This window comes from Virgibacillus dakarensis, from assembly GCF_900155625.1.
Classification (GTDB): domain Bacteria; phylum Bacillota; class Bacilli; order Bacillales; family Amphibacillaceae; genus Lentibacillus_C; species Lentibacillus_C populi.
Window position 1 is genome coordinate 2,493,691 of sequence record NZ_LT732554.1, and the last position, 24,626, is coordinate 2,518,316.

A 24,626-nucleotide genomic window follows, 5' to 3' on the forward strand; every position below is an offset into this window, starting at 1 on the left:
TATAAAAAATTTTGAAAAATAGTTTAATAGTCTCATTACCTTTGAAATAGCGTTACAGCAAAGGTAGAGGGAGACAAGGAAGGTATGGCAAGTCATGACTAGGTCTATGGACTGGCTATAAAACTTGGGCAAACAGTTCTTATTTATCAATTATGAAAATTCTGATTTAAAACGACACCATTCGACATCTTTTTTATACAGAATCCATTATAATTTTTAATAACAGCCAGAATTATACAAACGGTACAATGGACAGCTTAGATCCTCACTAACTATTGTGTAGTAAAGAAAGGGGGAAAGGGGTGTCTTTTTTCTATTGTCATGGGTTTCGGGTTGCTTCTCTTAAACCAGTTGGAGCAGTCGTAAATCAGTGACAATTTTTACAAAAAGCACAGTTTTAAAAATCGGGAGGAGGAAAGGAATTGAGAAGAAAACGGCAAATACGGCTCTTTAGTATTGTGAGTTCGTTACTCATGACATTTTCTTTACTGGCACCGGGAATGGCTAGTGCTGAGAAGAATGACAAGCTGTTTCAGTCATTACATGATTCACAAACTGCTGCAAAAGCAAAAGTAAGTAAAAGTCTGCTTGATGAATTTGATAAAAATGATAATGTTACCTTTTTAGTCAAATTCAAAGAAAAAGCAGATACCAAAAAGATCGCAAAGGAAGCCAAGGATAGTGCGAGCAAGGCAAAGTTAACGGCACAAAAGACAGAACTTGCCCAGCGCTCCGCTGTTGTTTCCGAGCTTAAAACAACATCGCTCGAATCACAGCAAAATGTAACACAATACCTTGAAAAACAGGCTGAAAAAGGCAATGCCAAGGATATAAAATCCTATTATATTGTTAATGGAATGGCGGTTACAGCAACAAAAGAAGTTGCTCAAAAGATTGCCACATTTAATGAAGTTGAAAAAATATTGCCTAATGAAACACGGCAATTATTCAAGTCGAAAGTAGCTGAAACGAAAACACCGAAAGCCGAAACAGAAAATGTGGAATGGAACGTGGATCGTATCGGTGCCCCGCAAGCTTGGGAAATGGGTATTGATGGATCCGGGACAGTTGTAGCCACCATTGATAGTGGCGTTCAATGGGATCATCCAGCATTGAAAGAAAAATATCGTGGATACGATGCGGCAACCGGAGAAGTAGATCACGACTTTAACTGGTTTGATGCAACCGCTGGCGAGGCGGAGCCAATAGATGATCTCGGTCATGGGACACATGTTACCGGAACAATGGTTGGTGGTGAGGCAGACGGGACAAACCAGATCGGTGTTGCCCCGGGTGCTAAGTTTATTGCTGCTAGAGCATTCTCGGGACGAACCGGAACAGATGCCGATATACTAGCAGCAGGTGAATGGATTTTAGCCCCTACAGATGCAGACGGAAATGCCAGAGTCGATATGGCTCCAGATGTGGTCAATAACTCTTGGGGTGGCGGAGCAGGACTTGATGAGTGGTATCGTGATGTTGTTATTAACTGGCGTGCTGCCGGTATTTTTCCGCAATTTGCTGCAGGTAACGTTGATGATGGAAATCCAGGGGGACCAGGATCGGTTGCAAACCCTGGGAATTATCCAGAATCTTTTGCAACTGGTGCGACGGATAAAAACGATAAGATTGCTGGTTTTTCGTTACGTGGACCATCCCCATATGACGAAATAAAACCTGATATTTCGGCTCCAGGGGCTGGCATTCGTTCATCTGTGCCAGGAAATGGTTATGCCGGAAATAATGGTACATCCATGGCTAGCCCAGCCGTAACAGGGGTTGTTGCCTTATTACGTCAAGTTGATGCGAGTTTATCAGTTGACGAAATAGAAGAGATTTTAATAAATACAGCAACGCCATTGACCGATGATGAGTATCCGGAATCGCCAAATAACGGATATGGGTATGGGTTGGTCAATGCATATAATGCAGTATCTTCGGTTGAAAGCGGAATTGGAACATTGCAAGGTCAGGTTACGAAAGAAGGGGAAGATAATGAAGCCCCTACATTCGAACATAACGCACCTGCAGAAACGTATGCAGGAATGGATCTTAATGTAACGATTGAGGTTAATGATAATATCAGTGTTTCATCGGTAGTTTTGCAGTATCAGGATAAAAATGGCGAATGGCAATCGGTTGAAGCTACCCGTACTTCTGGTGATTTTAAAGCAGGTGAATATCGCGCAACCATTCCTGGAGACCAAATTGATGGAGATTCACTTGTTTATAAGTGGACAATCGATGATTTCGGAAACAATGAAGTCGTTACCGAAGAATATACGATTAATGTTAAACCTGGGATTTCCGTTGGTTATTCGGAAGACTTTGAAGCAGAACCAACAGGCTGGACATCATTTGGCGAAAAGAACAGCTGGGAATGGGGAGCACCAACGTCAGGTCCCGAAAGTGCAGCATCAGGTGAAAAAGTCTATGCAACAAATCTTGACGGAGATTATGAAAGTAATATGAATGCAACTCTTGTGATGCCGCCAATTGATCTGCCTGAAGGAGATGCATACTTGCAGTTTAAACAATGGCATGAACTGGAACAATATGACTCAGGGAGTGCTTATGATTTTGGTCATGTATTTGTTTCTACCGATCAAGAGGAATGGATACAGTTAACTAGAATGCAAGGTACAACAGATGGTTGGGAGGATGCAGAGATTGATCTTTCCGAATATAGCGGACAGCGTATTTATATTGGTTTCAATGTAACATCTGATTCCAGTATTACCAAGGCTGGGTGGTATATTGATGACGTTGCGCTTACAGCTTCACCACAAAGCAGTAATGTTTCACTTGGAAAAAATCATGGAGCTGACAAGGGATTAGGCATAAATAATGGACATGGAATAGGATTAGGAAATGTCCCAGCTTCAAATACCGAGGCAAATAAAGGCAAGAGTAACATTGGTCTTGGCGTAATTAACAGCGATGGAAAAGCAGCATTAAAAGAAAAGGTAAATCCAGCCAAAATCAAGCCGGAATTACCTAAAAAACAAAACCCTCCTGTGGAAGAGGACGTAATTAATCCTACACTATTGCCATTAGGTGCGCAAGTAAGTGTTCTGGAAAGTGGACGTTCGGTTAATACAAATCCAGCAAATGGATCGTATTCCTTAGCACATCCAGCGGGAACATTTACCGTACAAGCGGAAGCCTATGGTTTTAGTTCAGAACAGCAAACAGTTACAATCGAAAATGATAGTGTCACTGAAGCAGATTTCACATTAACGGAACTCTCGCAAGGCACTGTCAGTGGTACAATCACAAATGAACAAACGGGTGAACCAATCGAGGGTGCAACCATTCTTCTAATAGAAGACGCAAATGTTACACCGGTAAAGTCAGATGGTGACGGTAATTATTCACTAACTGCTTATGAAGGTTCTTACACCCTTAAAGTGATGGCCCGTGATTATCACAGTAAGGAAGTAGAAATTACGGTTGACGATGAGAATCTTAATGTAGATGTAGAATTAGAACCATTTTTCAGCTATCCGGGCGGAGAAATCGGCTATGATGATGGTACCGCTGAAAATGCCCGAGCATTCTATGATGCTGGAAATGGCTGGGCAGTGAAGATGTCCTTACCTGAAGGCAAAGATTCCGCGATTGTCACAGATGGTGTGTTCCGCTTCTGGGATACGGAATTTCCTGTCCCAGGTGGTACCGAATTTGCTGTCGAAGTTTGGGATGCATCAGGTGAAGATGGAGCACCTGGCAAGAAATTAGCCGGTCCAATTGACGCGGAAGCACTACGTAATGGTGAGTGGACTGTGGTCGATTTAAGTGAGCATAACATTGTCGTTGATGGCGATTTCTATATGGTTTATATTCAAACCCATGCTAATCCGAATACACCGGGTCTGGCTACAGATGAGGATGGACCGAATGCTGAACGCAGCTATCAGCTTGTTGGTGGGGCTTGGTCACCGTCCCCGGCCATTGAAGGAAATTATATGATCCGTGCCCGTGTAAGCTATGAAGTAACGGCACCGGTTATTACATCACCGGATGCAGATCTAATTACGAATGAAGCGGATATCACGGTAGAAGGTACAGCATCACCGACGACAACGATTCAATTGAAGAATAATGGGGAAGAAGTTGGTACGGCTGAGGTAGGCGACGATGGAAAATTTGCTATACCAGCGGAACTGTCAGAGGGTGAAAATGAGTTTACTGCTGTGTCAATGCTGGATGGTGCGGTAACCGGCGAATCAGAACCTGTTCCGGTGACATTAGACACCACTAAACCGGAGCTGACCATCGACAGTCCAAAAGACGGTGACAAGACAAATCGTGAAACGGTTACTGTTGAAGGAACGGTCGATGATGCCAACCTTGACTGGGTAAAAGTTAATGGTCAAAAAGCAGAGGTTTCGGATGGTAAGTATTCCAAACGTATTTTGCTTGATAACGGTGAAAATCAAATAAAGGTGGTTGCCAAAGATCAAGCAGGTAATAAGGCAAAAGAAACCGTTACGATCGATGCTAAATATAACGCTCCTGCCATTGAAAATGTAACACCTGCAGAAGATAAAAATCTGCAGGCAGGGGAAAGCGTGAAAATTGAATTTGACAGTGAGCCTGGATTTGATGCTACATTCTTTATCCACATGCCACTAACAAATGCAAAGGCAAGTGTCAGTAATGCAACAGAATTACCTATGCGGGAAACCTCTGACGGTCATTATGTAGGCTATTGGACGGCGACGAATAATGTGAAAGCTGATGGAGCTGTTATTGAAGTAAAAGTGGTTGATGATTATGGCAACGAAACCCGTAAGGAAGCAGATGGTAAATTATTTATCAATGTTGATAGTGAGTAATCTGGCGTTGAGGGTACAGAAGAGATATCTCTTCTGTACCTTCTTAATGTGTTGCTGTTGTGAGGTTCAGCAAATTTCAGGTCATGTTCGGCGGCTATTGCCAGTATGTTCAAGATTTTTGACTTTGGTTCAGCAATTTTGGCCGAACATCAGCAACTTTCCGAACAACTACACCGACCGATGTTGACTTATCGTACGAAGGCGGGTGTTGCACACTAGCCGCTGGGCGCTGGAGCTGGACGTGGCCCCTCTCGACTATCCAGTTACCCCAGCGTATAAATTTTATAATTTCCCAGAACATAAAAAGCCAACCCCGATATCCAGGGTTAGCTTTTTTATGGTTATACAATATTTGCTTGCTTCTGCTCAATCCAGCTGCGCATTTTAACGAATAATGGAATAAATAATATTCCGATGATAATTCCTTTTATTATGTTGAACGGCAGAATTCCAGCGATTACGGTATACCACTTTACACTTTCTATACTCATCTCTTCCATTCCCATAAACAATGCATAGATTGGTAAAAAAACGAGATAATTTAAGATGCTCATGCCAATTGCCATCATAATTGTACCAGCGATTAAACCTGATACGACACTTTTGACACCTTTAAATTTATGATACAAATAAGCTGCAGGAACGACAAACATTACGCCGGCCAGGAAATTCGAAGCTATTCCTACAGGCTCTCCACCACCGATAGCCGCATAAAGGATATTTTTAATAGCCTCAACGATTACCCCGGCAAGTGGTGAAAAAATGAATCCAGCAATTAACGCCGGTATATCACTGAAATCGATTTTTAAATACCCGAAACCTGGTAACACCGGGAAATTTAAGAAAAATAATAAAAGCGAAATTGTTCCTAGTAATGCAAGAATAATAAGCTTTAGTAATCGTGATGATTGCAGTTTTGTCGATCGCATCATCAATTCCTCCTTCATCGGTTTATCGATTCACATCTCGTGATGAAGGATAAGCCATTTCCCGCGCAAAATAAAAACCCTAAAGCCTGCCTAATCGGGGCTTTAGGGTAAGTTTAATATACAGGAAATAAATAGCACATCATACAATGCACCAGAAAACGGCTCGACATCTTCTCCCATCCAGACTGTAACTGTCGGTCCTGGACTTACACCAGGTCAACCACCGAGACTTTGCTCAGGCGGGTCACGGACTTAGAACAATACTGCTCATTACCGTCGGTCGGGAATTTCACCCTGCCCCGAAGATGGAATCGATATTCTATTGTTGTATATTAGTATACAATCATTTTGCAGATTTGAAAAGGGGAATGCATTTATTTTTTCAAACTAAAACGATCCCTCCATCAAGGAATTAATCTTTATTTATCCTTAAAAATTGCTGAAGATTTTTTAAAAGTTGCTGAACCAAGCCGGAAATTCGCTGAACCCACCGATTAAATCCTCGACCTAGTGTCAACCTTCAGCCAAAAATAGGCTGCCTCCTTCAAAATGAGACAGCCTATCAACTATCATTCCTCTTCAACTAAGTATCGTGCAGTCGGTTCTGCTTCCAATCGTTCTTCCGGTATAGGTTTTCCTGATTTTTCACTTACCCCATATGTGCCGTTCTCGATTCTTGCCAATGCGTCATCGATCTCCCGTAACCGGTCACGGCGCATTTGATCAAATCCGGTATTGCGTTCCTGTTCAAATTGCTCCGTACCCATGTCTGCCGGATGGTTGTCATAATCAGCAAGTTCGTTAATGGAATCATTGGGGCTAGTCCCTTCATGTTTCTTCATGTCAACGATCAGTTCTTGTTTCATGGTTCTTAACCGATTTTTAAAATAAGCTATTTTTTCGCTGCTGAGGTTCATCGTGATCTCCCTTCCTGTTATTTTTTCTTAGGAACAATTCCGATTGTACAGCGTGAGATGCAGATGAGATCTTCCGTTTCATCGACAATATTAATTTCCCAAACCATGGTCGTTTTTCCAATATGTCGGGGAACGGCTTTGGCGGTTACTGTACCTTCACGTTTACTTTTCACATGATTAGCATTAATTTCGATACCAAATACATTAAACTTATCCGGATCAATATGGACAAATGCCCCTATACTTGCAGCACTCTCTGCAAGTGCGACATTTGCTCCGCCATGCAGAAAACCAGCAGGCTGGTGTGTCCGATGATCAACAGGCATTGTCATAACTACGAGATTTTCCTCAAGTGTTTGTACTTCGATTCCAAGTGATTCCATTAGTGTATGGCCAAAATCCATCGAAAACAACTCCCCTGCTTAAAATAACTTACTGAGTAATAATGAAACGCCTAATAAAAATCCGTAGATCGTATTTGTTTTACCAGTGGCAATCATGGCAGGCACCATTTCCAGCGGTTTGGTTTTTCCCTGGAATTTTTTTACTACGTCCACTGCTTTAACTGCACTGATAAACACAATGATCGACCAAACTGGTAATAATCCATCAATAATGTAATAAGCAGTCAGCCCGAATGCAATGAAAAACAATATCCCTAAAAAGCGGACGGCATTTTTCCTGCCGAGCAGAATTGCAATTGTTTTTCGTCCGTTTTCTTTATCACCGTCCAGATCACGAATATTATTGGACATCATAATACTTCCAATAAAGATCGCAACCGGAATGGATACTAAAACGACAGTGGCTGTAATCGCCAAGGTCTGAATGTAATAACTGATCCCAATGATTACGGTTCCCATGAGAAAACCGGAAAACAATTCGCCAAGTGGTGTATAGGCAATCGGTAATGGCCCGCCTGTATATAAATAGCCGAAAAGCATACAAACTAAACCAATGACTGCAATCCACCAGCTGGATACCGCGCAAATATAAATACCGAGCAGCATCGCGATACCGAAAAAGGCGATGGCTAAATTTAGTACCGTTTTTGCCGGAATTCCATCACGGACGATTGTGCCACCGATCCCAACAGATTGCTCATTGTCTAGTCCACGTACAAAATCGTAATATTCATTAAACATATTTGTTGCCGACTGAATTAACATGGATGCAACAAGCATTGCTAAAAATAATGGGATGTTTATGGAACCATCGATATAAGCAAGCATCGTTCCGACAAAAACGGGAACAAATGACGCGGTTAATGTATGTGGCCGCAGTAGACGCCACCATATTTGAAAGCCTTCTTTTTCATTTAAGACATGTTTTATATTTGTTTTATCTGTTGAATGCATAAATGTGTTCCCCCTGAACATCAATATCATATTAAGTTTAGGCAATTCGTTATAGGGTGTCAATAAGTAGATGAGATAAATTCACAACCAATAGACAATGATTGGGAAAAGAACCTAATATAGTATTTAATAGGGGGAATATGCCCCATTCCTTGAGAAACCATGTAAAAGAGCATAAAATAGAGAAGGAAGTTTTATGACTGTTAGTGTATAACGGAGGTAGCATGAATGATTGAAACAAAGAAGGCATTGCTGGAATCGTTGCTCGATCAAGCAATTGTGCTTGCGAATAACACGGATTCTGCACAACTGGTTAGTTTTACAAAAAAAATAGATGAAATAGATCCGCTCCAATTTTTTGAAGCGGCCAAAGATCAGGGGATGAATCGTACTTTTTGGACAAGTACAGCAGATGAATTCTGTTTAGTTGGGGCTGGTACAGTTTGCCATCTCATAGCGGACGAAAATCGTTTTCAGGAAACAGAAAAACAATGGGAAAATCTCGTCAGCAATGCGTTGATTCATAATCCCTATCAAACACCTGGCACTGGATTGGTTGCGCTTGGTGGAATGAGGTTTGATCCGAAAAAGGACAATACGGATCTGTGGAAGAAATTTAAAAACAGTGAATTCCGGGTGCCGCGTTTGACGTTAACCAAACAGAAATCTGCCTTTTATTTGACGATTAATACAGAGGTAACCAAGGATGACCATACTGGCCAGCTTGCACATCAATTAAGAAAAACAGCTGGCTGCTTTTTGGGATATACAAATAGTCATCCAGTTGCTGTAAGGCTGAAGCAAAAGGAAGAAATTGCACCGGAACAATGGAAAGGATTAGTTAAACAGGCAACGGATAAAATTAACCAAAACAAGGCTGAAAAAATAGTACTTGCACGTGAAATGCGTTTAAAGCTCTCAAAACAACCAGCGATCACTACTGTCTTAAAAAAACTTTTAACTTCTCAAACGAATAGCTATATTTTTGCCTTTGAGCATGATGACGATTGTTTTGTTGGAGCAACACCGGAAAGACTGGTGAAATTGGAGCAAAATCAACTGCTTTCTACCTGTTTAGCAGGAACTGCCCCTAGAGGAAAAACAACTGCTGAGGATAAAGAAATCAGTAAAACGTTATTACACGATCCGAAAAATCGGGGGGAACATGATTATGTTGTGCAGATGATAAAAAATGCAATTAAGCACTATTGCTTGGATATCCAAATTCCCGATAAACCCGTTATTTATCCATTAAAAAATTTACAGCATTTATATACACCTGTTCGGGCTACACTCAAAAACGGGTATAGTATTTTTGATATCATTAAGGAATTACACCCGACACCAGCACTCGGTGGTGTTCCGAGAGAAGCGTCTCTTACCTTTATCCGGGAATATGAATTATTGGATAGAGGCTGGTATGGGGCACCGGTCGGCTGGCTCGACAGTAACCAAAACGGCGAGTTTGCGGTCGCGATCAGATCCGGGCTTATTCAGGGAGATGAAGCGTCATTATTCGCAGGGTGCGGAGTCGTAAAAGATTCCGATCCAGAAGCGGAATATGAAGAAACGTTAATTAAATTTGCGCCAATGCTGTCCGTTTTAGGAGGATAAACATGGAACATACGGAAACATTAACACGATATATTGCCAATTTTGTTGATGAATTAGTTAAAAGTGGCCTAACAGAAGCTGTGATTTCACCCGGTTCACGATCAACACCACTAGCGATGACAATCCGGGCGCATCCAAAGCTAAAGCAGTGGGTTATTATTGATGAACGATCTGCCGCTTTTTTTGCATTAGGGATGGCCAAAAAAATTAAGCGGCCGGTTGCGCTCGTTTGTACTTCAGGAACGGCTGCAGCAAATTATTTTCCGGCGCTTGTCGAAGCGAACTACAGCAGGGTACCGTTAGTTGTGTTAACGGCTGACCGCCCGCATGAACTACGCGATGTAGGCGCCCCGCAGGCAATTGAGCAAATTAAATTGTACGGTGATTATGTAAAATGGTTTAATGAGATGGCACTGCCAGAAGCAAATGATGTGATGCTCGACTATGTAAGAAGCAAAGCTGCGCGGGCCGTTCATATGGCGATGGAAGGCAACAGTGGACCGGTTCATTTGAATTTTCCATTACGGGAACCTCTTATCCCGGACTTCACCATAGTAAACTTATGGGGGGAGAAGAAAGCTCAACACTTTCATCCAACAATTGACGGTGTCAAACGATTACACCCGAGCCAGCTAAAAACTCTAATCAGCAAGCTTCAGCGCAATGAAAAAGGAGTCATCGTCTGCGGTCCGCAATATCGCGATGACCTTCCTGAAGCTTTAACTAATCTAGCAGCTGCACTGCAATTACCGGTGCTGGCAGATCCATTGTCAGGGATGCGGGCAGGAGAACATAATAAAGATCATGTGATCGAAGGGTATGACGCTTTTTTCCGTGATGTAACAATCCGTACACAGTTAAAACCGGATTACATTATCCGATTTGGTGCAATGCCTGTCTCAAAACCTTATTTATTTTATGTAAAAGAACATAAAAATGTGCCACAATTTATTGTTGAGGAACACGCTGGTTATAGGGAACCGGCAGGAAATAAAACTGAGTTTGTATATGCAGATGCAAAGCTGCTCTGTGAGGATCTCACCCGGTCTGCTGCGGAGGTAAACGCTAAATCAACATGGCTTGAAATGTGGCAGCGAATAAATTCAATTGCAAAAAAACATTTACTTGCACAAAGTGAGGCTCAGTTGCTTACCGAGGGTGATGCTGTTCGGTGTATGCTTGATTGTTTACCGGAGAAAAGCAGTCTGTATGTCGGAAATAGTATGGCAATCAGGGATGTGGATACGTTCTTTATGACAACCTCGAAAGATATGACGGTTCTTGCCAATCGTGGGGCAAACGGGATCGACGGAATGGTATCAAGCGGTCTTGGTGCTGCCGCTGGCGGGTCACATATTACTTTATTGCTTGGTGATTTGTCTTTTTTCCATGATTTGAATGGATTGCTTGCGGCCAAACACTATAAGCTTAACCTAACAATTCTCTTAATCAACAACAATGGAGGCGGGATTTTTTCCTTTTTACCGCAAGCAAATGACAAGGAGGATCATTTTGAAGCATTATTCGGTACGCCAATTGATATCGAATTTCAACATGCGGTACAGATGTATGGCGGTGATTACTATCAGGCAAACAGCCAACCCGAATTACAACATGCCTTTGAAACTAGCTACAAAAAAGGGGGCTTATCGGTAATTGAGGTGAAAACAGATCGCGAGCAAAACATGCAGTGGCATCGTGCAAAATGGCAAGCAATTGAACATGAGTTATTGAATGGTGAGGAAGACTAACATGTATGTAACGATCAACGATGCTTCTTATTGGTATGAAGTTACCGGACAAGGGCCCCCTGTTGTACTACTGCATGGTTTTACCGGAAGTTCAGCAACGTGGAACACAGTTGTTGACACATGGTATAAGGAATTTCGGTTTATTAGGATTGATTTGCCTGGCCATGGTAAAACACGAACGCAGACACCAAGGACGATGCAGACATGCTGTGACGATTTAATGCAATTGTTAACCTATTTAGAGTTTGACAAGGTACATCTTCTTGGCTATTCGATGGGCGGGCGAACGGGGTTATCATTTGCCATGATGTACCCGGAAATGGTTGCCTCACTAATATTGGAAAGTGCATCTCCAGGGCTGGAAACAGAGAATGAACGGAGAGCAAGAATGGCTCACGATGAAAATCTTGCACAAAAAATAGAGCAAGAGGGGATAAGCGCTTTTGTGAATTTCTGGGAAGATATTCCGCTTTTTCAAACGCAAAGAAAACTGCCTCCTAAAAAAAGGCGGGAAATTCGGGATGAACGGCTTTCGCAATCTGCACCAGGTTTAGTACAGTCTTTAAGGTATATGGGGACGGGAAAACAGCCATCATGGTGGGAGCAGGTTCGGGAATTATCTGTGCCCGTATTACTGGTTGCTGGTGCATTGGATGAAAAATTTGTGAAGCTTAATCAAAGGCTGAAAAATCGCTTGCAATCAGGTGATTTAATCATTGTTGAAGATGTCGGTCATGCAATTCACGTGGAACAGCCAACTTTTTTTGGTAAAATAGTAACGGAGTTCATTTTAAAAGTGTGTTCAAAAGGAGGATCAGGGGTAGGCTGACACCGCAATCCTGTTGCATCGCTGAAACTTGTACATCCCGGGCACCCGGTTCGAGACAGCGTGGAGCGTACCGAGGAAAGTTTCCATTACATCTTGGGAAGTATTAATAGTTACCAAGAAGTCGGCTTTCGGAGGACGAGCTGACTTCCGCAGTTGGCTATTGAGATGGGTGGTTTTAGTGGAAAATCCTTATTGCGTGTTATTTTTACTCGACCTCTTGAACACCATCTTTGCTAAGTACATAGCAACTATTCAGAAGGAGGAAAAACAATGACTGTACAATGGGAACAAGCAAAAGAGTATAAGGAAATAATTTATGAAAAGTACAATGGAATCGCGAAAGTTACGATGAATCGCCCACGCGTTCATAATGCATTCACACCATTAACCGTAAACGAAATGATCGATGCGTTTGCTGATGCCCGCGATGATTCGGCTATAGGCGTTATTATTTTAGCTGGTGCGGGAGATAAAGCGTTTTGTTCTGGTGGTGACCAGACAGTACGGGGACATGGCGGCTATGTTGGAGATGATCAGGTTCCGCGTTTAAATGTCCTTGATTTACAGCGATTAATGCGGACCATTCCGAAACCGGTTATTGCAATGGTCTCCGGTTACGCAATCGGCGGTGGCCATGTGCTGCATATTTGCTGTGACCTGACAATCGCCGCAGACAATGCTATTTTTGGCCAAACCGGGCCAAAAGTTGGCAGTTTTGATGCTGGGTATGGTGCCGGATTACTTGCAGAAATGGTTGGTCAAAAACGTGCACGGGAAATTTGGTACCTTTGCCGACAATATAATGCAGAAGAAGCATATGAAATGGGCATGGTAAACAAAGTAGTTCCGCTTGACCAATTGGAAGAAGAAACACTGCAGTGGTGCAAGGAAATTCTGGAGAAATCACCGACAGCACTACGCTTTCTTAAAGCTTCCTTTAATGCCGCAACAGATGGCCTTGCTGGACTACAGCAAATGGGCGGCGATGCAACCCTTCTTTACTATACGACCGACGAAGCAAAAGAAGGCCGCGATGCATTTAAAGAAAAAAGGAAGCCTGATTGGGATCAGTTCCCGCGCTTTCCTTGAGTTATAGAAAAGTATAAAAATTTTAGGCTGCGTTAATGTCACTTTCTGCGACAGCCGCGTCCGGCTCCAGCGCCCAACGACTAGTGGACTTCCCTCACCTCCGTACGATAAGTCAACATCGGTTGGTGTAAAGGAAGGCCGACTAAAGGCGGACTTTGCGTCCAACGTCGGCATACCCCTTTTGCAGGGGCATGTTTCCTTTATCTCCTACGGCTCAGTCCGCCCATACGTCGCTAAACCGGGCGCTTCCGCCTTTGTTCATCAGCGGGGTCAATATTTGTCGCTACAATCCAAAGCAGTCAAAACCTTTGCTATATAGCAAAGGTTTTTCTAACTAATTTCAAGGGTGGTTACATTCATGTCAGAAGTTATTCCGCATTGGTTAACCAAGCAGGCTGGTCTGGCACCAGAACAAACAGCAATTGAATATGTAAATGGCAATACGATGTCTTTTTTAGAATTAAAGGAAACGAGCCAGCGGTTTGCTAGACAATTGGCACACATCGGTGTACAAAAAGGATCGCATGTTGGGATTTTATCGAACAATAATGCTGCCATGGTGATTGCGCTCCATGCATTAAGCTATCTTGGTGCTGTTTCGGTGATGCTTAATACGCGCTTAACAGGGGAAGAATTAAATTACCAATTAAACGATGCAGAAGTATCACTAGTATTAACGAGTGATAAATTGATCAACGATATAGAGCAAATGAATCTTTCCGTATCAGTTAAAACTTTTACGGAAATTACGGGATTACCGGAATCTGACGTCAAGCTGATGACAGAGCTTTACTTAGACGATCCCTTTACAATTATTTATACTTCAGGGACAACCGGTTTTCCGAAAGGTGTTATTCATACATATGGAAATCATTGGTGGAGTGCAATTGGTTCAGCATTAAATCTTGGTTTAAGTGCGGGTGACAAATGGCTTGCCACATTGCCAATTTTTCATGTCAGCGGTCTCTCCATCTTTATGAAAAGTGTTATCTATGGAATGCCCGTCTATTTACTGGAAAAGTTTGATGAAATGGTTGTCCATGATGCGATCATGAGTCGAGGCGTGACAATTGTATCAGTTGTAACAGTAATGCTGCAGCGATTAGTAAAGTTGATAGGCGGCGAAAGGTACCCAGATGCTTTTCGTTGTATGCTGCTCGGAGGCGGACCAGCGCCAAAACCTTTATTGGAAAAGGCAAAAGCACGCAATATCCCTGTTTTTCAATCGTATGGCATGACAGAGACATCCTCCCAAATTGTTACACTAAGTCCAAAAGATGCGCTAAATAAAATTGGCTCAGCAGGAAAAGCCTTATTCCCAGCGCAATTACAGGTTGCTCACCCTACAGACGATCCTGTCGGGGAAATCTTTGTCAAAGGTCCAATGGTCACAAAGGGGTATTTTAAGAAAGCCGAAGTAACGAAAAAAACAATTCAGGATGGTTGGCTGGCAACCGGGGATCTGGGCTACCTGGATGAGGGTGGCTTTTTATACGTTGTCGACAGACGAAAGGATTTAATTATTTCTGGAGGGGAAAATGTTTACCCAACTGAGGTGGAAAGCGTTCTATCCGGAATGGAGCAAATTGATGAGGTAGGTGTCGTCGGAAAGGTCGATGAAGAATGGGGACAAGTCCCAGTAGCCTTTGTAGTTGCAGATGGACAGGTTACAGGGCAGGAAATTATCCAATATGCGCAGAATTATTTAGCAACATATAAACTGCCAAAACATATTTATTTTGTCGATTCGCTGCCACGAAATGCCTCCAATAAACTAGTACGAACGGAACTGGTGAAATGGCTTGAACGTATGAAAAAATAGTATTTTGCCGGAAGTGGAAATGATTTGCATGGAATGGGGGATACACCCCTAAAAAGCAGAAGATACTGTGTTCGAAAAGGAAGATAAAAAAGCATTTGCTGCAATAAGATTCACGTAAATGTAAAAACTAATTGATAAAGATTCTCAAAATCATTGACTAATGACCCAAAAGCAAATAAACTAGAGATACGATACTTAAAAAACCATACATATTTTGTGTAGGTTTTCCACGCAGGATGTAGGGGGAGAGATTCCAATGCAAACGTTAACAGCAAATGATTTAACACTTGGTTACGGTGAAGACATTATTATTGATGATTTAAATATAACAATTCCAAAAGGTGAGATTACCGTATTTATTGGTGGGAATGGCTGCGGTAAATCAACGTTGCTCAGGTCGTTGGCACGTTTACTTAAGCCTAAAGGTGGAGATGTTATTCTGGATGGTGCGGATATTGCGAAAATGGCTACAAAGGAAGTCGCGAAGAAACTGGCTATCTTGCCGCAAAGTCCTGTAACCCCAGAAGGACTGACCGTAATGGATCTTGTTAAGCAGGGGAGACATCCATATCGGGGTTTTCTAAAATCCTGGTCAAAGGATGATGAAAATGCTGTTAATCATGCGCTAGAAGCTACAAATATGCTAGAATTAAAAGATCGTACCGTTGATTCATTGTCTGGCGGACAACGTCAGCGGGCATGGATCGCTATGACACTGGCACAGCAAACGGACACGATTTTGCTGGATGAGCCAACAACCTATTTGGATATGACGCATCAAATCGATGTACTTGATTTATTATTTGAATTAAATGAAAAGGACGGACGCACCGTTGTAATGGTCTTGCATGATCTGAATCTTGCTTGCCGGTATGCCCATCATATTGTTGCGATCAAAGACAAACAGGTTTTCGCTCAAGGAAAACCGGAGGAAATCGTAACATGTAATTTAGTACATGAAGTTTTTCAAATGAAATGTGATGTTACTTTTGATCCGATGTTTGGGACACCGATGTGTATACCACATGGCAAAGGTCGCTGTATTTTCGCAAATCGGACACCACAAACAGCATTTCAATAAATCTGTGCTGTTAAATAATGAACCCATCAATGTTTATCCGTTGATGGGTTCATTTGTGATCATTTTAACCGCAGTCTGACCTCTGGCATCTGATTTCCGACTTCCGATTACATACATGAAACCTGTTATTTTAGCCACATTAATAACAGGAGGTGTTTGCTGTATGGAAAAGAAAAAGTTTTATATAAATATGGGTAGTCAGGAAATTTCTCAGGTGAAATATGGGAATAATGAAGAGCTTGTTATTTATGCAACAGAGAACGAAGCAAGTATGCTGCGTCACAAAATGGCTCGAATGAATGACGCCGATTTTCGGGCATTTTTTCGGGCACATGTTCCGATAATGCAATACCACAACGATGAATCGAATGACGATTACGATAGCAATATGACCGAAGCGTTTCAAATGATTTATAATCTTGGTGACGAGGAGACAAAACGGCATATTGAAAATATGGGGAAGACATTTATAGAGTGTGTGCAAAAAGGAGGATGAAAAGGACCGAGAAGTTCGAGGCGGCGTAGTTTCGAGCAGCGGAATGTATGAATTAGATACATGAGCAGCGGAGAAACAAGCCAACGAGCTTCCACAGGAGGTGGTGACTTCGACGTTCGACACAGGACGTGTCGGTACTTAGTCGAAGATCCCCTATCCTGAAGTGTCATTTTTACCGGACTTTTTGAACATCCTCTTATAGATAGAAATTGTGAGGAAATTTGATCGGAGAAGATTCAAATTTCCTGTTTTAATGGAATACGCAAAGGGTGACGGCCTTATTTAGCTGAATATAACAGATAAGGTAATCTTGGTCGATTAGAGGTTTAATCCTCTCCGTAAATAGGAATATCCTAACTAACAAGGTACTTACTTACAACCGGGGAGGATTTTATTATGCGGAATCATCATGTTACGAAATGGATTATTACTGTAATCGTACTACCTTTACTATTTTTCATGCCGAAAACCGGGTTAACAATGGCAGTTGCAAGCAATGAGCAGTACACTTATGCTGAAGCAGCAAGCAGTACAGTGAATAAGGATCAGTCTAAGCAGCAGCCAATTACCAAAGAAGAAATAATAGCGAAAACGAATAAATTTATGGATCTGCTCGTGCAGGATACTGGTAACAACTATAAAGTAACGAACTTTAAAACAAAAGAAGCATTAATCAAGGCCTTTGACCAGGTTGCATCCAAAGAAACAGCAGAAAAATTCATTGACATGTACTATGATGAAGAGGATGATGGGTTGTACATCATTCCTACAGAAACACCAGCTTGGCTGGATGAAAATAATGACTTTAATGTGATACAATTGCAAAAGAACCAAGTAAAAGTGGTACAGCATAGCAGGTCAGCGTTACATGGCGTGTATTCGATTGAAATTGACTTTACCTATGACGATGGCTGGAGGATTACAAATGTTGACTATTCCTGATAACTTTTAGGAAGTGAAGGCAGTTGAACGATGAATATTTTTAAGGATTACTACAATAATGAGGTTAAGCTTTCCTTTGCTGATCAGCCTTTTTCGAAAACCCCCAAGCATGTGTGGGTTATTTGTAAATTTAAGGATAACTGGTTATTGACCAAACACAAGGATCGTGGATTTGAATTTCCAGGTGGCAAGGTGGAGAAAGGTGAAACAGCGAAGCAAGCGGCAATTCGTGAAGTTATGGAAGAAACTGGTGGAAAGGTAAAGGAAATAGCGTATATCGGACAATATTTTGTCGCTGGAAAAGGCGGTAATATTATTAAAAACGTGTATTTTGCCACGGTTAGTGATTTAACACAGCAGCATACGTACTTCGAAACCGATGGACCGTTACTGCTGGATAGTATTCCGAATGATGTAAAACATAATGATTTGTACAGTTTTATTATGAAGGATGGCGTGTTACCTCAATGTATGGGGTATATAGAGAAAAACGCAGACAAATTTTTCCACAAAAATAACACCTGAAAGGAAATTTTCCAGGTGTTATTTGAAGTAGAAAAATGTTGATCCTTTGTATGTCGATTTGAGCCAATGGTCTTTCGGCTTTTGAGTTACCCAGTATGCTTGATCAGCCAGCTTTCGATTTTTTCGACTCCTTTGTACATGATACCGGCGACAATTGCAATGATAATCAGGCTTGACATGACCAATGTGAAATCAAATACTTGGAACCCGTACACGATTAAATAGCCTAATCCTTCTTTGGAAACGAGAAATTCGCCGACGATTACTCCTACCCAAGATAGTCCAACATTCACCTTTAATGTCGAAATCATGGTCGGCATTGTGGCAGGGAATATGGCCTCTTTAAAACATTGCCAGCGGCTCGCTCCAAAGCTTTTTAATACTTTCTCGTAGTTTGGGTCGACCTCTCTGAACCCTGAATAAACAACTAGTGTCGTGATCACAACGGAAATGATGGCCCCCATTGCAATAATAGACGTATATCCGGGGCCAAGTGCAACGATAATAATTGGACCGAGGGCAACCTTTGGCATGGCGTTCATGATAACGAGATATGGATCCATTATTTTAGATAATCTTAGTGATGCCCAAAGAATGGTTGCGATGAGGATACCGGCAAGCGTTCCGATAATGAAGCCGAGCACGGTTTCCAATATGGTTGCCTGTATATGCGGTAATATTGATCCATCTGAAAATTTTTCAATTAATTGTTGAATAACCTTGGAGGGTGAACTAAATAGCAATGGATCAATCCAATTTAATCTGCTGGTGATTTCCCAGATCGCAAAAAAACCGACTAAAATAATAAGCTGCCAGGTGAGTACTATTTTCTTTTCACGCTGCAAATTACGTTTATATGCCTCAAAAAGATGATGGTCAGATTTCGGTTTCATGTTGGTCCTGCACCACCTTTTCCTTGGTTGCATCTTCTTTATTTAATGCCTCCCAGATTTTATCAAACAATAGCTGATATTTTGGGTGTCTGCGCACAAAAAAGGGTTTTTCGTTACGCAATTCGATAGGAACTTCAAAAACAGTTGTGATAGAACCCGGATTTGCATTCATAAGTAAAATTCGATCACTCATGGAAATTGCTTCACCGATATCATGTGTAACCAAAACGGCTGTTTTCTGATAAGACCGCAGTAACTCCGATACCAAATCTTCAAGCTTTAGCTTTGTTTGATAATCAAGTGCGGAAAATGGTTCATCCAACAGTAGAATCTTGGGGTTCGTAATCAGTGTACGTACCAAGGCAACCCGCTGGCGCATCCCACCTGAGAGTGATCCAGGATAGGCATCCGCAACATTTGCAAGCCCGACTTCCTCCAATAGCTCTAATGCCTTTTCTTTTATATCGTTTGTTTTCTTATGCCCGATTTTCGGACCGATTAGTACATTTTCAATAATTGTTTTCCATGGAAACAGGTAATCCTGCTGAAGCATATAACCAATTGCCAGTTCAGATTCTGGAACGGGTTTTCCCTCGAGCAGGACCTCACCTGTGGTTTGCTTAATAATACCGGCAATAATGGATAATATGGTCGATTTTCCACATCCACTAGGCCCAAGTAGTGCAACAAATTCACCGTCTTTCACGGAAAGCGAGATATCCTCCAGTGCTTTTGTATAACTTTTTTTCGAAAAATAATGATGTGATACATGTTCTAAAGTAAGAAATGACACCAACTTCCCCTCCTTACTTACCGATAACATCCTTTGCAAAATCAGTGTTTACCAAATCTTCATATGGTACATCTGCCGGTAATTCACCAGCTTCCTGCATTATCTCTTTCAGATTATTCCATTCTTCTTCATCTAAAATGGGATCGGTGGCAAAGGAACCTTGACTTTTATACCGTTCAATGGAAGAAGTGATCATCTCAAGGTCAGTGTCTTCAAAATATGGTTGTATAACCTTGGCGATATCTTCTGCACTGTTTTCCTGAACCCATTGCTGTGCCTTGTAAACAGCCTCTGTAAATTTCCGGATCGTCTCTTTGTTATCCTTTATATAGCTTTCTTTTGCCATGAAAACGGTATAGGGAACGTGTCCGGACGCTTCACCAAATGACGCGATGATATGGCCTTTTCCTTCCTTTTCAAAAATACTCGCAGTCGGCTCAAACAATTGAACGTATTCAGCATCCCCTGAAACAAATGCACCTGGGATATTTGCAAAATCAACGTTCTGTAATAAATTTAAGTCTGCATGTGGATCGATATTATGTTTCTTTAGAACAAATTCGCCAACCATTTGCGGCATCCCACCCTTACGCTGACCTAAAAATGTACTGTTTTTAAGTTCATCCCACTTAAAATCTGGGTGTTCCTCTTTAGCTACTAAAAAAGTCCCATCTGTTTGGGTTAATTGGGCAAAGTTGACTGCGTAATCCTTTGAATCCTGGCTATAGACATAAATAGAAGTTTCAGAACCGACAAGCGCAACATCTGCACCATCTGACAACAAGGATGTCATTGTTTTATCACCGCCCCATGTTGTTTGCAGCTCGACATCTAATCCTTCCTCTTCAAAAAGTCCTTTTTCAATTGCAACGTATTGTGGTGCGTAAAATATCGACCTGGTAACTTCAGCCAGTTTGATTGGTGTTTTTTCCGTTTTGGTATCGGAATTGCATGCTGACAGGAAAATAAGCATTAGACTTGAAAATAGCAGCAAATACGTCAACTTTTTCATCCATATCTTTCCTTTCCATTTCAAATGGGGTATTTCAAAACAGTGTATGTTTTCGAGGAAAATGTGTGAATGCCTAGTTTACATTCTAAGTTGAATCGCTAAAAGAGGTACGTTCATCCGTAATGAAACTTGTTTCGGAAAAGCACAAAAGCACACTAGCCGCTAAGCGCTGGAGCCGGACGTGGCTTACTCTGCTGGGAGCAGAATAGAGCCTAAATTTATATACTTTCTTAGCTGATAAAAAAAACCGACCTCCATTAAGAGATCGGCAGTCAGGATCATCTGACAATTCGCTTTTCATTCATACAAACTGGGGCAACTAACCAATGCCGCCAGTTTTTCCTTCCATATAAAAATCCATTTAGGATGAGGAAACATGTTAACTGATCAAAGATTAATCAGATGTGTTCAAAAAAACCGCTTATCATTGGTGACTTTTTGAACATCATCCGTTTATAACGAAAATTATTGTTCAGGTTTATACAATGGCCCTGCCTGAACAATTTGCTCACTTGCTTTAGTGAATTTCCTGAAGTTATCATGAAATTTTAGCGCAAGCGCTTTTGCTGCATCATCATAGGCTGATTTATCAGTCCATGTATTTCGTGGTATGAGCACCTCGTCGGGAACACCGGGTACGTGCATTGGAATTTCCAAGCCAAAGATGTCTTCTTTGACTGTCTCAACAGTATTTAATTCACCTTCTAATGCGGAATGAACCATTGCTCTCGTGTAGGAAAGTTTTATACGATTGCCTACACCATATGAACCACCCGTCCAGCCTGTATTCACCAGGAACACATTGGAATTGAACTGGTCGATTTTCTCCCCCAGCATTTCGGCGTAGGTTGACGGTGCTAAAGGCAAAAACGGTGAGCCAAAGCATGCTGAGAACGTTGCCTGTGGTTCGGTTACACCACGCTCTGTACCTGCCAGCTTACTCGTGTATCCACTTAAAAAATGATACATCGCCTGCTCTTTCGTTAGTTTGCTGATTGGTGGCAGTGTGCCTGATGCATCAGCAGTTAAAAAGATAATGGTATTTGGATGGCCAGCGACACTAGGTGTAACGATGTTATCGATATTTTCCAGCGGATATGCTGCCCGGGTATTTTCAGTTAATATCGTGTCGTCATAGTCCGGCAGCCGTGATTCTTCATCAATGATGACATTTTCCAGGACGGAGCCAAACCGGATTGCATTAAAAATTTGTGGTTCCTTTTCATAGGAAAGGTTGATACATTTCGCATAACAGCCGCCTTCAATATTAAAGACGCCATTTGGGCTCCAGCCGTGTTCGTCATCGCCAATTAGCCGGCGATATGGATCAGCAGACAGTGTCGTTTTACCTGTCCCGGACAGGCCAAAGAATAACGCGACGTCACCTTCCTGACCAACGTTTGCCGAGCAATGCATGGATAAAATATCCTTTTGCGGCAGCAAATAATTCATAACCGAGAAAATCGATTTTTTGATTTCTCCGGCATATTCCGTTCCGCCGATTAAGATGATCCGGCGCTTGAAGGAAACGAGAATGAACGTTTCCGAGTTTGTTCCATCGACTGCTGGATCTGCTTTATATGTTGGTGCAGAGACCACTGTAAATTCGGCTTTATGTGTTTTAAGCTCTTCATCTGACGGTGTAATAAATAATTGTCTGGCGAACAAGTTGTGCCATGCATATTCGTTAATAACCTGAATCGGCAGGCGATGCTTTTTATCTGCTCCGGCAAACCCCTTAAAAGAATATAATTCGTTCTTATCTTTCAAAAAGGCCACAACTTTTTCGTATAGCCGGTCAAATTTATCTTCATCAATTGCCTGGTTCACAAGACCCCAGTCGATAAATTGTTCACAAATGTCATCCTTTACGATAAACTTATCTTTAGGTGAACGTCCAGTATATTTTCCGGTAGTTGCCTGGATAGCACCGGTTGCCGTTAATATCCCTTCATTTCTGGCCAATATTTTTTCTACAAGACATGGTACCGATAAGTTGTGCTGGATGTTCCCTTGTGCTAAAAGTTCATCTGCCAATGTTGATCGTTCCATCGATTTCATATATGATACCTTCCTTTTTGATGGATTTTTATCGTCCTATATACGTTTTACTGCGAATCTGGTTATTAGTATAACACATTTATTTAATTAGTCCATACTAATTTAATGTTTTATTTAAAATGTTATGCAATGGCTGTGAAAAGTTGACAGAAGGGAGGGATTTCGGGTAGGATATAGTCTGAACGGACTCTCTTATTCAGAGCTGGTGGAGGGACAGGCCCGATGAAGCCCGGCAACCATCACAATAGTGAAAAGGTGCTAATCTGATGCAAGGATATTTCCTTGAACAATAAGAGCGAAAGGCCACAACTCCTTTCCTCATGCATGCAGGAAAGGCTTTTTTGTTTTTAAAGGAATATTTACTGAAATATATAGAGTTCCGTACCACGATTTAAAGGGAGAGATTTGGCCTATGGCTGCAAATCGTCGTTTATTTACATCTGAATCGGTAACAGAGGGCCATCCAGATAAAATTTGTGACCAGATTTCAGATGCGATTTTGGATGAAATTTTAACGAAAGACCCGAATGCCCGTGTTGCCTGTGAGACTACAGTGACTACAGGATTAGTATTGGTTTCAGGAGAGATTTCTACTAGTACCTATGTAGATATTCCCGCCATTGTTAGACAAACCATTAAAGATATTGGCTATACAAGGGCAAAATTCGGATTTGATGCAGAAACATGTGCCGTGCTTACGGCAATTGATGAACAATCACCGGACATTGCTGGTGGGGTAGATACTGCATTGGAAGCACGTCAAGGAAAAATGTCAGATGAAGAGATTGCTGCAATCGGTGCAGGGGATCAGGGCTTAATGTTTGGCTTTGCTTGTGATGAAACGGAGGAATTAATGCCATTGCCGATAGCGTTAGCACATAAATTGGCAAAACGATTGGCAGATGTCCGGAAAGATAAAACACTTGCATACCTAAGACCTGATGGGAAAACCCAGGTAACAGTCGAATATGATGAACAGGATAACCCGGTAAAGGTGGATACGGTTGTTATTTCTACGCAGCATCATCAGGATATCTCAACCGAACAGATTGAAAAAGATTTGATTGAGCATGTTATTCGTCCAATTGTACCTGTGAATTTATTAGATGAAACAACCAAGTATTTTATCAACCCGACCGGCCGCTTTGTTATTGGTGGGCCACAAGGGGATGCCGGATTAACGGGTCGGAAAATTATTGTCGACACGTATGGCGGCTATGCCCGGCATGGCGGAGGCGCATTCAGCGGAAAAGATGCAACAAAGGTAGATCGTTCAGCAGCATATGCCGCTCGTTACGTGGCGAAAAATATTGTAGCTGCAGGACTTGCTAAAACGTGTGAAGTACAGCTTGCCTATGCGATCGGTGTTGCTGAACCGGTATCGATAGCGATTAACACATTTGATACCGGAATTGTCAGCGAAGAAAAGCTGGTGGCAGCGGTCCGGGAATTGTTCGATTTGCGTCCGGCAGGCATCATCCGCATGCTTGATTTGCAACGACCAATTTTCAAAAATACCGCCGCATACGGACATTTTGGCAGAACCGACATCTTATTTCCGTGGGAGAGAACGGATAAGGTTGAAGAATTGAAGGCATTAGTGAAGAAATAATTTCAAATTGAAAATAGATCACGTCTTCTGATTAAAGGGAGGACGTGATTTTTAATAATTT

19 protein-coding genes and 2 riboswitches are annotated in these 24,626 nt (G+C 41.8%); of the genes, 11 read left to right on the forward strand and 8 right to left on the reverse strand.

Features of this window, described 5'->3' with window-relative positions:
• Positions 1-473 precede the first annotated feature (473 nt).
• A complete protein-coding gene (locus tag CZ382_RS21490) occupies positions 474-4,841 on the forward strand; it encodes a S8 family serine peptidase (RefSeq protein WP_371871278.1) in 4,368 nt (1,455 codons plus the stop codon).
• Between the two features lie 341 nt (positions 4,842-5,182).
• Here the strand turns inward: CZ382_RS21490 and CZ382_RS21500 are convergent, their stop codons facing one another.
• The 4 genes from CZ382_RS21500 to CZ382_RS21515 form a co-directional block, all read right to left on the reverse strand.
• Positions 5,183-5,770 carry an ECF transporter S component gene (locus CZ382_RS21500; protein ID WP_088053135.1) on the reverse strand — a complete coding sequence of 196 codons (588 nt, stop codon included), beginning with the start codon at positions 5,768-5,770 and terminating at the stop codon, positions 5,183-5,185.
• Positions 5,771-5,934: 164 nt separating this feature from the next.
• A riboswitch (FMN riboswitch) is annotated at positions 5,935-6,081 on the reverse strand.
• Between the two features lie 258 nt (positions 6,082-6,339).
• Positions 6,340-6,687, reverse strand: a complete 348-nt coding sequence (locus CZ382_RS21505) for a TraR/DksA C4-type zinc finger protein (RefSeq protein WP_230856007.1) — start codon at positions 6,685-6,687, stop codon at positions 6,340-6,342.
• 17 nt (positions 6,688-6,704) lie between these two features.
• The gene (locus tag CZ382_RS21510; RefSeq protein ID WP_088053137.1) at positions 6,705-7,091 is read right to left on the reverse strand and encodes a hotdog fold thioesterase; all 387 of its coding nucleotides are present in this window, start codon (positions 7,089-7,091) and stop codon (positions 6,705-6,707) included.
• 18 nt (positions 7,092-7,109) lie between these two features.
• A complete protein-coding gene (locus CZ382_RS21515; protein ID WP_088053138.1) occupies positions 7,110-8,045 on the reverse strand; it encodes a 1,4-dihydroxy-2-naphthoate polyprenyltransferase in 936 nt (311 codons plus the stop codon).
• Between the two features lie 228 nt (positions 8,046-8,273).
• Between CZ382_RS21515 and CZ382_RS21520 the strand changes: the two genes are divergently transcribed.
• The 9 genes from CZ382_RS21520 (at position 8,274) to ytkD (ending at position 18,194) form a co-directional block, all read left to right on the forward strand.
• Positions 8,274-9,659, forward strand: coding sequence for an isochorismate synthase (locus CZ382_RS21520; protein WP_088053139.1), 1,386 nt, complete (start codon positions 8,274-8,276; stop codon positions 9,657-9,659).
• Positions 9,660-9,661: 2 nt separating this feature from the next.
• Entirely contained in the window at positions 9,662-11,410 is a 1,749-nt protein-coding gene (menD, locus tag CZ382_RS21525) for a 2-succinyl-5-enolpyruvyl-6-hydroxy-3-cyclohexene-1-carboxylic-acid synthase (protein WP_088053140.1), read from the forward strand.
• Position 11,411: 1 nt separating this feature from the next.
• Positions 11,412-12,239, forward strand: a complete 828-nt coding sequence (gene menH / locus CZ382_RS21530) for a 2-succinyl-6-hydroxy-2,4-cyclohexadiene-1-carboxylate synthase (RefSeq protein WP_088053141.1) — start codon at positions 11,412-11,414, stop codon at positions 12,237-12,239.
• A gap of 270 nt (positions 12,240-12,509) precedes the next feature.
• Positions 12,510-13,328 (forward strand): 1,4-dihydroxy-2-naphthoyl-CoA synthase, encoded by an 819-nt coding sequence (menB, locus tag CZ382_RS21535; protein WP_088053142.1) that lies wholly within the window; start codon positions 12,510-12,512, stop codon positions 13,326-13,328.
• Positions 13,329-13,686: 358 nt separating this feature from the next.
• Positions 13,687-15,150 carry an o-succinylbenzoate--CoA ligase gene (locus CZ382_RS21540; RefSeq protein ID WP_088053143.1) on the forward strand — a complete coding sequence of 488 codons (1,464 nt, stop codon included), beginning with the start codon at positions 13,687-13,689 and terminating at the stop codon, positions 15,148-15,150.
• Between the two features lie 256 nt (positions 15,151-15,406).
• Positions 15,407-16,231: an ABC transporter ATP-binding protein gene (locus CZ382_RS21545; RefSeq protein WP_088053144.1), complete on the forward strand. Its 825-nt coding sequence runs from the start codon at positions 15,407-15,409 to the stop codon at positions 16,229-16,231.
• A 163-nt stretch (positions 16,232-16,394) separates the two neighbouring features.
• Entirely contained in the window at positions 16,395-16,727 is a 333-nt protein-coding gene (locus tag CZ382_RS21550; protein ID WP_088053145.1) for a hydrolase, read from the forward strand.
• Between the two features lie 396 nt (positions 16,728-17,123).
• On the forward strand, positions 17,124-17,669 hold the full coding sequence (locus CZ382_RS21555) for a hypothetical protein (RefSeq protein ID WP_088053146.1): 546 nt from the start codon (positions 17,124-17,126) through the stop codon (positions 17,667-17,669).
• Between the two features lie 30 nt (positions 17,670-17,699).
• The gene (ytkD, locus tag CZ382_RS21560) at positions 17,700-18,194 is read left to right on the forward strand and encodes an RNA deprotection pyrophosphohydrolase (RefSeq protein ID WP_088053147.1); all 495 of its coding nucleotides are present in this window, start codon (positions 17,700-17,702) and stop codon (positions 18,192-18,194) included.
• Positions 18,195-18,280: 86 nt separating this feature from the next.
• On the opposite strand, the gene CZ382_RS21565 is transcribed toward ytkD, so the two are convergent.
• From CZ382_RS21565 to pckA, 4 genes are all read right to left on the reverse strand, one after another.
• A complete protein-coding gene (locus CZ382_RS21565; RefSeq protein WP_088053148.1) occupies positions 18,281-19,087 on the reverse strand; it encodes an ABC transporter permease in 807 nt (268 codons plus the stop codon).
• Positions 19,071-19,880, reverse strand: a complete 810-nt coding sequence (locus CZ382_RS21570) for an ABC transporter ATP-binding protein (RefSeq protein ID WP_088053149.1) — start codon at positions 19,878-19,880, stop codon at positions 19,071-19,073. The genes CZ382_RS21565 and CZ382_RS21570 overlap by 17 nt, the downstream gene beginning before the upstream one ends.
• A gap of 13 nt (positions 19,881-19,893) precedes the next feature.
• Complete coding sequence (locus tag CZ382_RS21575) at positions 19,894-20,892, reverse strand: ABC transporter substrate-binding protein (protein ID WP_088053150.1); 999 nt, start codon at positions 20,890-20,892, stop codon at positions 19,894-19,896.
• Positions 20,893-21,357: 465 nt separating this feature from the next.
• Positions 21,358-22,953 (reverse strand): phosphoenolpyruvate carboxykinase (ATP), encoded by a 1,596-nt coding sequence (gene pckA, locus CZ382_RS21580; protein WP_088053151.1) that lies wholly within the window; start codon positions 22,951-22,953, stop codon positions 21,358-21,360.
• Between the two features lie 189 nt (positions 22,954-23,142).
• Positions 23,143-23,249, forward strand: a riboswitch (SAM riboswitch).
• Between the two features lie 116 nt (positions 23,250-23,365).
• Here pckA and metK point away from each other — a divergent pair.
• Entirely contained in the window at positions 23,366-24,565 is a 1,200-nt protein-coding gene (gene metK, locus CZ382_RS21585; protein WP_088053152.1) for a methionine adenosyltransferase, read from the forward strand.
• The last annotated feature ends 61 nt before the right edge of the window (positions 24,566-24,626 follow it).

Coding starts and splice junctions, on each gene's coding strand:
- CZ382_RS21490 (WP_371871278.1), top strand. CDS start 474: ATGACATTTTCTTTACTGGCACCGGGAATGGCTAGTGCTGAGAAGAAT.
- CZ382_RS21500 (WP_088053135.1), bottom strand. CDS start 5,770: ATGCGATCGACAAAACTGCAATCATCACGATTACTAAAGCTTATTATT.
- CZ382_RS21505 (WP_230856007.1), bottom strand. CDS start 6,687: ATGAACCTCAGCAGCGAAAAAATAGCTTATTTTAAAAATCGGTTAAGA.
- CZ382_RS21510 (WP_088053137.1), bottom strand. CDS start 7,091: ATGGATTTTGGCCATACACTAATGGAATCACTTGGAATCGAAGTACAA.
- CZ382_RS21515 (WP_088053138.1), bottom strand. CDS start 8,045: ATGCATTCAACAGATAAAACAAATATAAAACATGTCTTAAATGAAAAA.
- CZ382_RS21520 (WP_088053139.1), top strand. CDS start 8,274: ATGATTGAAACAAAGAAGGCATTGCTGGAATCGTTGCTCGATCAAGCA.
- menD (WP_088053140.1), top strand. CDS start 9,662: ATGGAACATACGGAAACATTAACACGATATATTGCCAATTTTGTTGAT.
- menH (WP_088053141.1), top strand. CDS start 11,412: ATGTATGTAACGATCAACGATGCTTCTTATTGGTATGAAGTTACCGGA.
- menB (WP_088053142.1), top strand. CDS start 12,510: ATGACTGTACAATGGGAACAAGCAAAAGAGTATAAGGAAATAATTTAT.
- CZ382_RS21540 (WP_088053143.1), top strand. CDS start 13,687: ATGTCAGAAGTTATTCCGCATTGGTTAACCAAGCAGGCTGGTCTGGCA.
- CZ382_RS21545 (WP_088053144.1), top strand. CDS start 15,407: ATGCAAACGTTAACAGCAAATGATTTAACACTTGGTTACGGTGAAGAC.
- CZ382_RS21550 (WP_088053145.1), top strand. CDS start 16,395: ATGGAAAAGAAAAAGTTTTATATAAATATGGGTAGTCAGGAAATTTCT.
- CZ382_RS21555 (WP_088053146.1), top strand. CDS start 17,124: ATGCGGAATCATCATGTTACGAAATGGATTATTACTGTAATCGTACTA.
- ytkD (WP_088053147.1), top strand. CDS start 17,700: ATGAATATTTTTAAGGATTACTACAATAATGAGGTTAAGCTTTCCTTT.
- CZ382_RS21565 (WP_088053148.1), bottom strand. CDS start 19,087: ATGAAACCGAAATCTGACCATCATCTTTTTGAGGCATATAAACGTAAT.
- CZ382_RS21575 (WP_088053150.1), bottom strand. CDS start 20,892: ATGAAAAAGTTGACGTATTTGCTGCTATTTTCAAGTCTAATGCTTATT.
- pckA (WP_088053151.1), bottom strand. CDS start 22,953: ATGAAATCGATGGAACGATCAACATTGGCAGATGAACTTTTAGCACAA.
- metK (WP_088053152.1), top strand. CDS start 23,366: ATGGCTGCAAATCGTCGTTTATTTACATCTGAATCGGTAACAGAGGGC.